At 44.3% G+C, this 14,480-nt stretch carries 5 protein-coding genes, 1 tRNA gene and 2 rRNA genes; 6 read left to right on the forward strand and 2 right to left on the reverse strand.

All coding sequences use genetic code 11. The features are described from left to right. Positions 1 to 125, forward strand: a 23S ribosomal RNA gene (locus tag A7K50_RS03700); the annotation flags it as partial. A 159-nt stretch (positions 126 to 284) separates the two neighbouring features. Then, positions 285 to 389, forward strand: a 5S ribosomal RNA gene (rrf, locus tag A7K50_RS03705). A gap of 227 nt (positions 390 to 616) precedes the next feature. Here rrf and A7K50_RS03710 read toward each other — a convergent pair. After that, positions 617 to 1,129 carry a DoxX family membrane protein gene (locus A7K50_RS03710; protein ID WP_026156572.1) on the reverse strand — a complete coding sequence of 171 codons (513 nt, stop codon included), beginning with the start codon at positions 1,127 to 1,129 and terminating at the stop codon, positions 617 to 619. 493 nt (positions 1,130 to 1,622) lie between these two features. Between A7K50_RS03710 and A7K50_RS03720 the strand changes: the two genes are divergently transcribed. Next, positions 1,623 to 1,850, forward strand: a complete 228-nt coding sequence (locus tag A7K50_RS03720; protein ID WP_083916809.1) for a DUF4405 domain-containing protein — start codon at positions 1,623 to 1,625, stop codon at positions 1,848 to 1,850. A 277-nt stretch (positions 1,851 to 2,127) separates the two neighbouring features. Here the strand turns inward: A7K50_RS03720 and A7K50_RS03725 are convergent. Next, positions 2,128 to 2,201 (reverse strand) — tRNA-Trp (locus A7K50_RS03725). Between the two features lie 208 nt (positions 2,202 to 2,409). Here A7K50_RS03725 and A7K50_RS03730 point away from each other — a divergent pair. The 3 genes from A7K50_RS03730 to A7K50_RS03740 all read left to right on the forward strand — a co-directional run bounded on the left by A7K50_RS03730 (position 2,410) and on the right by A7K50_RS03740 (position 14,453). Beyond that, positions 2,410 to 3,246, forward strand: coding sequence for a PHP domain-containing protein (locus A7K50_RS03730; protein ID WP_020492759.1), 837 nt, complete (start codon positions 2,410 to 2,412; stop codon positions 3,244 to 3,246). Positions 3,247 to 3,283: 37 nt separating this feature from the next. Next, a complete protein-coding gene (locus A7K50_RS03735; RefSeq protein ID WP_020492758.1) occupies positions 3,284 to 5,554 on the forward strand; it encodes a DNA translocase FtsK in 2,271 nt (756 codons plus the stop codon). 286 nt (positions 5,555 to 5,840) lie between these two features. Then, positions 5,841 to 14,453, forward strand: coding sequence for a glucoamylase family protein (locus A7K50_RS03740; protein ID WP_020492757.1), 8,613 nt, complete (start codon positions 5,841 to 5,843; stop codon positions 14,451 to 14,453). The last annotated feature ends 27 nt before the right edge of the window (positions 14,454 to 14,480 follow it).

Consider the following 14,480-nt stretch of genomic DNA (forward strand, 5'->3'; position numbering starts at 1 on the left):
AAGATGAGATTTCCCACAGAGTAATCTGGTAAGACCCCTGAAAGATGATCAGGTTGATAGGCCGGGAGTGGAAGCATGGCGACATGTGGAGCGGACCGGTACTAATAGGTCGAGGTCTTGACCTTTGATTCCTCTAGACTTAGAGATGAATGAATGCAGGAAGCTGAATTGTTGTGCAGTTTTGAGAGAACGAGCTAGAAGCACGGGAAAGATTAAAGAAGGAATCGGTAAGTTGATTCCAACAAGATCGAACCTCGAGCTTCGAACTTCGAACCTCGAAAAGATCTGGTGACTATACCGGAGGGGTACCACCCGTTCCCATCCCGAACACGGAAGTTAAGACCTCCTGGGCTGAAAATACTGCAAGGGAAGATAAGACGTTGCCAGGTAATGAAGGACAGAGCATCTATTATGGTGCTCTGTTTCTTATGTACAGAGGGTGTTCAATTAGGATGTTACCCCGTACTGGCGGACGCTAAAAAAGGCGGGGAATTGAATGATAAATATCCCTGCGAAAAAAGAATTTGGAAAATCTTTGTTTCTGTTATAAACGAGAAAATATAAGGAGAAAATGTTAAAGACACGGGTTTTGTCCCGTGTCTTTTTCAATTCAAAGTTACGCAATACCTTGCTTGAGTCGTCGTTTTTTCCACTGGGGTATAAGTATCCTGTCTACTCCCCAGTAGTAGGCAGCTGCACCGGCCCAAAGTAGTACAGCTTCCCAGAATAATAGCATCGGATTGGTGCTGACTGCACCAGCTAGTAGGTAACTCATGTTTAGTAAGACTGCTGCGAGTAAAGCGATGGTCGTGAAGCATCCGAGGATTAATCCCAAACCAACCAGCAGTTCTCCCCAGGCAACCACATAACCAAACAGTTTGGCATTTGGGAGAGCAATATTTTGAATAAATGATGCATACCACCAGGATACATCAGGATGCTGGCCGCCAGTTTTAGTGAGGGCTCCTTGTAAAAAACCTGTAACGGCCGCTCCAGCGTTCGGGCCTACCCAGGCTGCAGCACTAGCCCCAAAAGTTTTGCCGATACCGGCATTTAGCCACTCCCAGCCAATATATACGCGAATAACAGTCCACACAACCTGCATAAATCGTGATTCTCTCCAGCTCATACTAACCCTCCTTTAATTTTAGTATGGGATCACAAAATCTTTTTATTCCGTTTCACTCTTGTAGATGTTCCCAAATAATTAAGAGCACAGAAACAAATCAAATTAAATCAAATCAAATCAACATATAAATCATCAATGAAATATTAAAAAATTTAAAATTACATTATTAATAATTACCCAAAATTCACTGAAAATTTACTGGAATTTTTTATAGCAACCGGGGTTCATTCATTGTCAGAAGCTATATTGTGCAGCAGATATATGCACCGGATGTTAGAATATTCATTCTGCAGGTGATTATCGATCTTCCTGCAATGATGATTGGCATACTATTTTTGTTTACTCCAAAACGTAAAGAGAGGGAAGAAAAAGATTCTTTTGGATGGGATTTTCTCCCTTTTTCAAATTTCACAAAATTGTCAACTATATTTCACATAATTGACATAATTGATTGTTAATATATTACATATTGTTAATGAAAGGAGTAATTGAATTGGATACGAATAAAGGAAATAGAATTATTAATATATTGCTTTGTTTTGATCTTCTGATCTTGGTGATTACTGCGCTAATAAATGAAATAATTCCCAAAGAAATGTTTGAAACCGTCCATGTTATTCCCGGTTTCTTATTAGTAGTTTTAGTGCTATTTCATCTTAGACTTAATCGTAAAAGCTTAAAGAAAAGCAATGAATCAAGTGATACATATCCTTCAAAATGATCGATTTCTTAAATTGATTTAATGAAATCAGCAATTGTAAGAGATCATAACCTTAGAAAGAGAAATAACAATAAGGGAGTCGGATAATTCCGATTCCCTTATTGTTATGCGCCCGGCATGGGCGATAACTAGGCGGTGAAAGTCCGCTACAGGCTTGGCAGTAGGAACTGTTAGCAGAGGGCAAGGGTGTGTCCATCGTGACGTGGAATAAATCTGCTCAAAATCTGCCCAAAGTATAAATACAAAATAAAAAAGGCTGAAAGCCTTGATATCACTGTGGCAGGGGATGAAGGAGTCGAACCCTCACTGACGGTTTTGGAGACCGCTGTTCTACCATTAAACTAATCCCCTAAGTGTTTCTTACACTTGACGACGAAAGCTATTATATCGAAATTACTTGGTTGTGTCAACGATAACATTTCAGACTGCATTAAAATCTATGGCAGATCATACATATAATAATCATTCAAATTATGTTGAAGGATTTTTGCCGTAAAAAACGAATAAAATAGTATAAAAGAAAACATTATAGCAAATCTTGGCGAGAGGATCGTTACGATTGAAAACTGACCTTCATATCCACACCAATCAGTCTGACGGAAGTCTCAAGGTTGAAGAGATTTTGCAAATTTCTTCTTTAAAAGGGATGGATATTGTCGCCATTACCGATCATGAGACAACCTCCAGTGTCACCAAAGCGCAAAACATTGCGCTGGATTACGGAATCCGGATTATACCCGGACTTGAGCTGAATACCTATTACAAGAATCATGAGATTCACTTGCTGGGCTATTATCGAGACATCAATAATGACTATCTTCAGGCAAAGCTTGAGCAAATCCGTAAAGAGAGAACTGCTGTTACAAAATTAATGCTCGGAAAACTAAAAGATTTGGGACTGATGCTCGAATGGCAGGAGATTAAAAATACAGCAAGCTACGAAGGCGTCGTCAGCAAGTCTCATATTATTTACACGATTTGGAATAAAACTGAACGTGATCAAAATCTCACCATTAATTGGGATAATCTTGCGTCCTGCCTCAGGCCCGGCGGAACAGCTTATATACCTTATGAAGGCAACCCCTTTCCTGATGCGGTTGATCTGATTTTCGAAACAGGCGGACTTCCTGTCTTAGCTCATCCAGGACTAATCGTGGACCAGTCCCTGACTAAAGATCTCTTGAGTTACAAGCCGATTGGAATTGAAGTCTATTACGGTTACTGGGTTCAGCGCGAAGAGAAGATTGCCTATTTTGAGGAACTGTCGCGAAAATATAAGACTCTCTCAACGGGTGGCAGCGACTATCATGGCTTTTTCAGTCCGGTCGAAATTGGAGAGGTCCCGGTTCCGGAAAAATGCGTACTTGATCTTATGGAATACCTGCAAATCGACTGAGATTAATGATATTGATAAATGTTAGGAGTGGTAAACCTTGAAGCTGGTTGGAAAAATACTTATAAAAGCACTTTCGCTGCTGTATTTTTTTATGTTTTTGATTGGGATTCTGGGCTATTTCGAGGTCGAGGAGTTTTCGACCAATGTTTTTAGTTTTTTTAAAGAACTTCTTGGAAATTACGCGCTTGGCTTGCCGGTAATTTGTTTGATTTTCGCAGTTGTTTGCTGGCTAATCTCCGGAACAAAACGCGAACAGGATGATGACGATGATGACGATGATGACGAATATGATAACAGATATGAGGAATATAAACGTAAAAAGGATACTATGAAAGACCGACCAGTTAACAACGCCAGATCAACAGAACAAGTAAAAACAGCCGAATTGTCGAAAAGGATCAGTGCCGCCAGGTCCAGAGAAGCTCAGGCCAACCGGTTGGCGAATAAGGCAGTTTCTGAACATGAGACAGGCATACCGGTAAGTTTGGCGCGCGAAAATGGTTTTTCATCTTATTTTGCCGAGCGATTATTTGTGAATGACGAACCGGTCGCAACTACGGATCACCTGGAACATTTGGGAGCGAATTTCTCTACGTATTTTGGCGAAGGAGACAAAAGCTTCTATATTTCGGAAAATACGGTCAGTATGAATGGATTTAAAGACTATTTCAAAGAGGGTAAGAAAGATGTCAGAAAAAACAATACATTTCCGCTGGAAAGCGCAGATAAGGAAAAGAAACAGGATACTCTGTTTCAGAGAAACAATTATTTCCAGGAAAGGCAGCAAGTAACTCCCGTAACCCAAGTGACTGCAGCTGCTCCCGTGACTGAAGAGAAAATTCAATCAAAACCATTGATTAATATATCTGCAGATATATCTGCGGAATACGATTACGATGATATCAAAACGAAAGCCTGGATGCTGCCGCGGATCGAATTATTACGGCACAGGGAAAACAGTACCGCAGCGGCAGAACGCACAAACCCGGAGCTTCTGGAGGATGTCTTAAGCACATTCGGAGTGACTGCAAAAGTTACTAATATTACCGTCGGCCCGGTCATCACACGTTATGAACTTTCACCTGCTCCGGGAACAAAAATCAGCAAAATTGTCAATTTGGCAGATGATATTGCCCTGGCCATGGCTTCGAGAGATATCCGGATTGAAGCACCAATCCCGGGCAAAGCGGCTATAGGGATTGAGGTGCCGTGTCAAAAGTCCAGGACCGTCTATTTCAGAGAAGTGATCGGATCTGAATCATTTACGGGCTCCGGTGGTAAGCTGAAAATTGCGCTCGGTAAGGATATTGCGGATCAGCCTGTTATCGGTGAGCTCGGAAAAATGCCGCATTTGCTTGTTGCCGGCGCTACCGGCTCCGGGAAAAGTATTTTTATTAATTGTCTTTTGAATTCTCTGCTGTTTTCCTATACACCGGATCAGGTCAAACTGCTTTTGATCGACCCGAAAATGGTTGAACTTAACCAGTATAACGGCATCCCCCATCTGCTCTCACCGGTCGTTACGGATCCGAAGAAAGCATCCAAATACCTTAAATTCATTGTCAGGGAAATGGAAGACCGATATGAACTGTTTGCCTCCAGCGGTGTTCGTGACATTGACCACTTTAATAAGAATATGGATAAGCCGTTGCCTTACATTGTCGTCGTGATTGACGAGCTGGCCGATCTTATGATGGTAGCTGCCAATGAAATCGAAGAGGCTATTTGTCGACTTGCTCAAATGGCGAGAGCGGCAGGGATTCATCTGGTCATCGCCACGCAGCGTCCGTCGGTGAATGTTATTACTGGACTTATTAAAGCGAATATTCCAAGCCGGATTTCTTTTGCCGTTTCCTCGCAGATTGATTCCAGAACAATCCTTGATGGGGGCGGTGCCGAGAAATTATTGGGCAAAGGGGACATGTTGTATTCCCCGATTGGCCTGAATAAACCCCAAAGAGTTCACGGCTGCTTTATTGACGAGCAAGAAACAAAAAATGTCATTGAACATTGGAAAAAACAGGGTCGATCAGCTTATGAGCTCGATGAAAATCTGCTCGTGGAAACCACAGCCTCAGAAAAACCTGATGAAGATCTTGACGAGCGTTTTGCTGAAGCCGGCGAGCTGGTGATTGCATCCGGGATCGCTTCGGTATCTTATCTGCAAAGGCGGCTGAGAGTTGGGTATTCCCGGGCAGCTCGCTTGATGGATATGCTGGAGGACGCCGGCGTTGTTGCCCGCAGTGAGGGCAATAAACCGAGGGAGATCCTTATGTCCCTCGAAGATTTTCAAGGTTATTTTTCTTAAGATGACTATTTTCTTCTAATACAATATACTCAGTAAATTCAAAAAAAGGACTGTATCAAAGCTTAGCTCAGCAAGGCGCTTCAAATTGAAGCGTCTTTCCTTTTTGCTCGGGCAGTGTAGCCTTGTACAGCGCGGAACACGGCCTTTTGACGCCTACGGATGGCCTAATGCTACGGTACCATGGATGGTGAGGAGCGGCAATTTGCCCCGGCAGGCTGCAAATTACGAATTATGCCAGCAGAAATGGACATAATGAGTAAAGAAAAAAATATGTTGGGGTTGAAATATGAAGATCTCGGAACTTGCTCAATTCCATAACTGGCTGGGGCTTACCCCTAAAGGTCGGAGCCTACTGCCGGTTATTAAAAGACAAAGTGCCTATATCCGTGAAGCTTATTCTCTAATTAACGAATATTACTATGAGACGGAAGACGTCATTCCCGCATCAGAATGGTATCTTGACAACTACTACATTATCAGCGAATTAATTACAGGACTGACTAAGGATATCTCAAAAGAATATGAAAGCAAGCTGCAGTATTTAAAAGGGGGGGATAACGCCGGATATCCTAGAATTTATCTGATTATAGCTGAATTTCTAAAACAGTCCGAACATGAATTGAATTTTGATCGGTTAAAAGCATTTATTGCCGGGTACCAAGAAGAGGCGCCGCTTTCATCTGCTGAGATATGGGCTGTTCCAATGATGCTTAAAGTACTGCTTCTGGAAAAAGTCTACTATCAGGTTGAGCGCATTCTTTATATCCAGACCGAAAGAAGAAAAGCTGATGATTGGCTGAAAAAAGTATTTGACGGATGCACGGACACTGAAACGCCTCTGGCTGAAATGGCTCCTGTATCAGGGCATGATTTGGAAGACGTGTTAACAGCAATTTTTATGGAAAGAATCGCTAGAAAGCTCAAGGAACATGGCCCAGAAGCTAAAATACTGTACAACTGGCTTGATAATGCGGCCAGCAGACAAAATACAACGGTGGAGAAGGCCGTAAATTCAGAACATCATTTTCTGACAGCCCAGGGAGCAGCCATGGGCAAACTTGTTACGGATATAAAACAGATTAACGCTGAGAACTGGTCTGCTTTTTTCGAAGATGTCAGTCTGGTACAGCAAACCCTTCAAAAAGATCCTGCCGGAATATTTGATAAGATGGATTTTGATTCCCGGGACAAATACAGGCACGAAATCGAGGGTCTGGCAGGAAAATATAAAGTTACAGAAATTATTGTGGCCAGAACATTGGAAAATTTAGCTGCCCAAAACCAGTCTGCACCTTTTAACCATGTTGGCTATTACTTGTTTGGTTCCGGCAAGGTACGCCTGGAAAAGGAGTTGGCCGACGGTTGGGGAAGGGTAAAAAAATCTTTTCATGGCATATACTGCTATCTGAAATTAAAACCGGCCTTGTCCTACCTCGGGTTAATATTTCTGGCGACACTGATACCTTTTCTTATTTTTATGGATCTGACAAAAAATAATTCTGGCAATGTATTGTCAGGAAGTATGCTTCTGAGCCTGATCGGAGCGCTGATCTTGATCAATGGCATGGCTGTCTGTTTCATTAATCGTCTGTTCTGCAGAATGTTGTCTCCGAACTTCTTGCCAAAATTGTACTTGGATAACGGGATACCGGAACAATACAAAACAATTGTTGTGATCCCAGCAATTTTCAATCATCCGTCTAAAGTCCGGCAGCAAATGAAGCAACTGGAAACCCACTATTTAAGTAACCGGGATCAAAACCTGTGTTTTGCCGTTCTCGGTGATTTTGCAGATGCCCCTGCGGCCAAACAACCTGGCGATGATGAAATCATTCAGGCAGGTGTCAAAGCGGCGGCAAAACTGAATGACAAATATGGAGAAGAGCGTTTTTTCTATTTTCACAGAGAAAGAAAATGGAACGAAAAAGATAAAATCTGGATGGGATGGGAAAGAAAAAGGGGAAAGCTAATTGAATTTAACAGGCTGCTTCTGCACGAGGGGGAGACGAGTTACTTTGTCCAGACAGGAAATCCGGAAGCCATGCGAGGACTCCGCTATGTCATCACGCTGGATGCCGATACCATATTGCCCAGAGATTCTGCACGCAAGCTGATTGGTACAATTGCGCATCCAATGAATGAAGCAAGACTGGCTGACAACGGTAAAAATATTGCCTATGGCTATGGCATTATTCAGCCACGGATTGGTCTTACGGCAGCTAGTGCGTTTGCTTCGCCTTTTGCCAGGGTATCCACCGGAACAGCAGGCATTGATCCCTATACGTGCGCGATTTCAGATATCTATCAGGATCTCTTTGGAGAAGGGATATTCACAGGAAAAGGTATCTATGATCTGAAAGTATTTCATGCTGTGACAAAAAATGCCTTTCCGGATAATAGGATCCTTAGTCATGATTTGATTGAAGGGCTCTACGCCCGTACAGCCTTAGCGACGGATATTGAATTTTTTGACGGCTATCCGACAAAATATTTGTCACATACCAAAAGGACTCACCGTTGGATAAGGGGAGACTGGCAAATTGCGCGTTATATGTTTCAGCAGGACTTTTCCGTTGTATCCCGCTGGAAGATTTTTGACAATCTCAGGCGGAGCCTGGAAACGCCTTTTCAGATAATTATTCTTTTTCTAGCCATTACCGCGCTGCATCAGTTCTTCAGCCAGCTGGCAATTTTAGTCCTACTGAGTTTGAGTTTACCACTGCTTCTGAACATTGGCGGGCGCCTTATCGACCGCAGTATAACCTTCAGGATCTTTAAGTTTGAGCTGAAACTAGGAATCAGCCAGATCCTGTTCAGCATCGCGGTGCTGCCGTATCAAGCGTATAATCAACTCGACGCCGTATTTAGGAGTCTTGGGAGACAAATCATCACCAAACGCAATTTACTGGAATGGGAGACGGCGGCAGATTCTGAAATGCATCTTCAGTTAGACCCTTTGAATTTTTATCATAGAATGGCGCGCGGCATTGTGATGAGCCTTTTCTTTCTATCTGGTTATTTTTATGTAGGCCTGCTTACCGGGATAATCCTGACAATCCTGCTGATCAGCTGGCTGGCGTCGCCATGGCTTGCCTATCGAATGAGTCTGCCTTATGCCGGTTCTATCACAGAGATATCTTCCGAAGACCGCAGGGAGCTTCGTATGTTCTCCAGGCAGGTCTGGGCCTATTTTGATCTTTTTGTCAATGCCGAAAACAATTATCTGCCTCCGGATAATATCCAGCTAAAACCGTACAAAGGAGAGGCCTGCAGGACATCACCTACCAACATCGGGCTGGCGCTACTGGCCAACCTTACAGCCGGAGATCTCGGCTATGTGACCACGGAGAGAATGCTGAGCCGGGTCAGGAATACGCTCCGGACCATTCAAAGAATGCCAAAATGGAACGGGCATATCTATAACTGGTACAATACGCAGACGCTGGAACCACTTCACCCAATCTATATTTCAACGGTTGACAGCGGCAACTTGGCAGGCTATATGATTGCACTAAAAAACGGCCTGGCCGAGATTCCAGGGAAACCACTGATCGGCCAAAACATGCTGCAGGGATTCATGGACACCTTTCTGCTGAGTGAGGAAAATGCCAGCATGGTTAATCCTGATGTCTGGGGATCTTTCGGAACAGAGCTGAAAGCCATTATAGCAAGTGAGCGAGCTGAAAAAGCTGGAGCGTTCGCAGGAATAACAGACCTTCAAACTTGTTATGCATTTGTAGACAAATGGGGAAAGCCGACGCGTAATCATTTCAGAAACCCGGCAGATCAAAATGAGAATACGACAAAAGATTTTTGGCCGGAGGCTCTGCTCCGGATGCTTCAGGATGGAAAAAATGCGCTGGAATATTTTTTTCCGTTCCTGACCCTACCTGACCTGCCTGATCCTTTACGGAAGCTCGGACAATACCCAGCCAAATCTCTTATCCGGGAATACCTGGACTTGCTGAATAATCCGGAAACCAACGGTAAGGAATTACAGCCCTATCTCTATCTCGGGCTTAAACGAGCTGTTTTGGCTTTACTTCGGGCTGGGAAGCTACAGAAAGATCTTCATCATCTTGTGTATGGAATGAATTTTAAGCCCTTGTTTGACGATCAGATCAAGCTGTTTACAATCGGCTACAATTTAACAGAGCAAAAACTGGATAAATCCTATTATGACCTGCTGGCCTCGGAAGCCCGGCAGACTAGCCTGTTGGCAATTGCCAAAGGGGATGTGCCTCAAAGCCACTGGTTTAAGATGGCCCGGCCGCTGACCAGAATACACGGCAGACGCTGTTTGGTATCGTGGAGTGGAACCATGTTCGAGTTTTTAATGCCTTCTATTCTGTTAAAAAACTATCGTGGAACGCTCCTTGATGAATCCTATAACTCTGTGGTAAAGATCCAACAGGCGCATTCAAAAAAGGCCAAAATGCCGTGGGGGATATCTGAATCGGGATTTTTCTGTTTTGATATCCAGAACAATTACCAATATAAAGCTTTTGGCGTTCCGGGATTAGGCCTGAAAAGAGGATTGTCCAAGGATATGGTCATATCCCCGTATTCCACATTTATGGCTCTGCCGGTTGATTTTAAAGCAAGTATGGAAAACCTCCGTTTGATGAAAAACAAAGGTTATAACGGTGTATTCGGATTGTTTGAAGCGATTGACTATACCAAAAGCAGAGTTCCGTATAATGAGGAATCCAGCATCGTCAAGAGCTATATGTCTCACCATCAGGGGATGAGCCTGATTGCTTTAGGGAATGTCCTTGGAGCAAACAGGATGCAGGAGCGCTTCCACCAGGAACCGGTCATCAAATCAATTGAAATGCTGCTGCAGGAGCAGGTGCCGCTGAAAGAATATACATTTAATCCGATGATCGAAGAAACCGGGGAAAAGGAAGTCCGTGCTATTTCATGCAAGCTCGGAGAGAAACCTGTGGTCTACCTGAGTCCGAATACCCAGGTTCCGCGCTGCAGTTTCATTTCGAATCGGGAATATGCCATTATGCTTACGCTTTCTGGTACAGGCTACAGTCAGTATAATCATCTTTTCCTGACCCGCTGGCGTAAAGATCCCGCCATGGACAGGTATGGAACATTTCTCTATGTTCAAAATCTTAATTCAGGAAATCTTTGGTCGGCTACAGCCAAACCAGTTCAGACACAGCCTGAGGAATATAAGGTGACCTGTTTTCCGAATACCGTTAAGTATGTTCGTAAAGACGGAAATATCATCACACAGACAGATGTATTCGTCGCTCCTGAGGATCCTGTGGAGATCAGAAGAATCACGTTGACCAATCAAAGCAGTTATTCCAGGGATCTCCAGCTGACAAGTTATGTGGAAGTTGCTTTAGATGAACTCTCGGCGGATCTGGCTCATCCCACCTTCAGTAAATTGTTCATCCAGACAAAGTATGAAAATAATACCCTTGTCGCTTTTCGGCGGCCGCGACATTTGCACAACGCTGAACATTATATGATGCATACCTTGTTCAGTGAAGGAAATATGTTTGGAGAAACCGAGTATGAGACAGACAGAGTCAAATTTATTGGACGTGGACGAACGTTGGCTGATCCCAGGGTCATGGATATTAACCAGCCTTTGTCCAATTCGGTAGGAGCGGTTCTTGATCCTATCTTAAGTCTGCGGGCGAGAGTGAGAATTGATCCGGGAAAAACAGTATCTGTCTATTTCCTAACCGGATATGGCAATAAGCTGGAATCTGTCCTTCAGCTTGCACAGAAATACCGCAGCGGCTATGTGATCACGCAAGCCAGGGAATTGGCATGGTCGCAAAATCTGATGGAATTAACGAACCTTCAACTGTCTTTTGGAGAAGCCAATATGATTTCCAGTCTGGCCGGGCAGGTCATCTATGGCTGCCCAATTCGGAAAAGCCCTGCAGCATCTAATCAGCTTGGACAAACCTCTCTCTGGTCTCATGGCATATCAGGTGATTTGCCGGTTGTCATGCTGAAGATTCAGGACAACAGCCAACTCAAGCTGGTCGATCAAATATTGACCATTCATGAATATTGGAAAATCAAAGGCATCTACATCGACTTGGTTATTTTTAATGAGGACGAAACGGGATACTTTCAGGCGATCCAGGAAGTTATTATGGAGAAAATCAGCATCAGCCATGTTCGGAAACTTGTCAACAAACCCGGAGGCGTATTTCTTCTAAAAAAAGATCAGCTTTCCACGGAGGATGACGTTTTGCTTCATACCGTCGCAAGTGTCATATTTTCCGGAGAAAACGGGTCTTTAAACCACCAGATCATGAAGTGTCTGCGCGCTGGTGAAAAGATTATAGACGAGTCGGTTGCGAGTGAACAAACTTCTAGCGAAAGAATCAAGATAGAACAGATCGTAGGCAACCGTATTATCAACGGACGGTCAGAAAAAGGCAGCCTGCCTGTACAGAATGTGAATCAAACATATCGCACTGTCTTGGAGAGTAAAAAGACAGAAGGCTTTAAGTTCTTTAATGGCTATGGCGGATTTACGGACAACGGAAAAGAATATGTGATCATTAACGAGGAAAATCAGCCAACCCCGTTGCCCTGGGTTAATGTTATCGCGAATGAAAAATTTGGGACAATCATTTCTGAAGCAGGGGCGGGCTATACCTGGTCTCAAAACAGCAGGGAATACAAACTTTCCCCGTGGTCAAACGATCCACTGCTCGATGTGAGCGGGGAGGCAGTCTTTATCAAGGATGAAGATTCCCAAGACTACTGGTCACCTCTGCCGCAGCCGGCCAGGGACAGTCAGCCTTATCTTATCAGGCATGGCCAGGGGTACACTGTCTTTGAACATTTCAGCTTTGGAATTAAACAGGAAACGAGGGTGTTTATCCCGCTAGGGCAGAATCTGAAAATCACAGCGTTAAGGCTGACCAATAAAAATACGATGCCGAAGCATCTCTCTGTCTATTATTATCTGGAATGGGTACTGGGGGTAAACAGGGAACAAAGCATGCCGTATTTGCTCACTGAACTACACGATAAAACCATCTTCTGCCGGAATGTCTACCAGGAAGAGTTTGCCGGAAGAGCAGCCTTTATTACCAGTTCAGGTGCGGATTATCTAGCGTCAACGTCAGACCGTATCGAATTTTTGGGTGCAGGCGGCAGCCTGGCAAAACCGGCAGGAATATTCTCTTGTCTTTCAGGCAAGGTGGGTACGGACATTGATCCTTGTGCAGTCCTGCAGCTTCAAGTAACTCTGGATCCTGAAGAAGAAAAAACGGTCTATTTGCTGCTTGGGGATGAACAAAATAAAGAAACGGCGCTTTCTCTGATTCAAGCTTTTCGTAGTGCGGACAGAATTGAAGAGGCTTTCCAGGATGTGAGCCACTATTGGGATGATGTTTTGTCCCGTATCCAGATCTCGACTCCGGAGCCATCCTTTGATCTGCTGGTAAACCGTTGGCTGCTCTATCAGACCATTGTCTGCAGAATTTGGGCCAGGTCAGGATTCTATCAAACAGGCGGGGCTTACGGCTACAGAGACCAGCTTCAGGATGTCATGCCCCTGGCCGTCATCAAACCGGAAATAACCCGCAAACAGATTATCCTACACAGTTCCAGACAGTTTCCAGAGGGGGATGTACAGCACTGGTGGCATCCGGAGACCGGCAAAGGGACCAGAACAAAATTCTCGGATGACCTATTGTGGCTGCCTTACGTAACAGCAGACTATCTGGAGCATACCGAAGATTTCAGTATTTTAGAAGAGAAAACAAGCTTTCTAAAGCTTGAAGCCCTTGGAGAAAATGAAGATGAACGTTATGCCGTTCCGGAGACTTCGGAGCAGAGTGGTTCAGTATATGAACACTGTGTACGGGCGATAGACCGCAGTCTGCGGTTTGGCGGGCACGGTTTGCCTCTGATCGGGACCGGGGACTGGAATGACGGCTTTAGCGCGATTGGTAGGGAAGGAAACGGAGAAAGTGTCTGGCTTGGCTGGTTTATCCTAGCAGTTCTTAAAAGGTTTATCCCAGTTTGTGCCAGAAAAGATGACAACAAAAGAGTTGAAAAATATACCGAGATCCTCAATGAGCTGCAGGAAAATATGGAGAAATATGGCTGGGACGGCTCCTGGTACAGGCGCGCTTATTATGATGATGGGTCTCCGGTAGGTTCAATCACAAGCTCCGAGTGTCAAATTGATGCGATTGCCCAGTCCTGGTCTATACTGTCCGGCAGTGCTTTAAAAAGCAGAGCAGCGGATGCCATGCTGGCGGTAGAAAGATATCTTTGGGATAAGGAGGCAGCCTTGTTAAAACTGCTGACGCCGCCGTTTGATAAAACAGAAAAAAACCCCGGGTATATCAAAGCCTATATTCCCGGAGTCAGAGAGAATGGCGGACAATATACACATGCGGCTGCCTGGGCGGTTTTGGCATTTAGTAAACTTGGCAGCAGGGATAAGGCGATGGAGCTATTTCAGATGCTGAATCCGGTCAACCATGCCCGTACCGGTATTGAAGTCAGTCAATATAAGGCAGAGCCCTATGTAATCGCTGCCGATGTCTATGCGGTTCAGCCAAATGTCGGAAGAGGCGGATGGACATGGTATACCGGCGCCGCCGGATGGATGTATCAGGCGGCCCTTGAGGGCATTCTCGGGTTGCAGATTACAGGGGACAAACTATCGTTAACCCCGTGTGTTCCGTCCAACTGGGAAACCTATTCCCTGACCTACCGGCATAAAAATTCAACGTATCAAATTATGGTAAACTGCCGGCAGTCAGCAGGTGCTGAAACTGGTGAAAGTAGGACGTCTACTAAGATTAAAGTCGATGATAAAGTTCAGGACTATTTTCCAATTGCTTTAAGCGACGACGGAAAAAACCATGTCGTTGAGATTTCCCTGTAAATCATAAAGACTTTCTTGTGAATGGTC

The sequence above is a fragment of the Dehalobacter sp. MCB1 genome (assembly GCF_003590275.1).
GTDB lineage: Bacteria > Bacillota > Desulfitobacteriia > Desulfitobacteriales > Syntrophobotulaceae > Dehalobacter.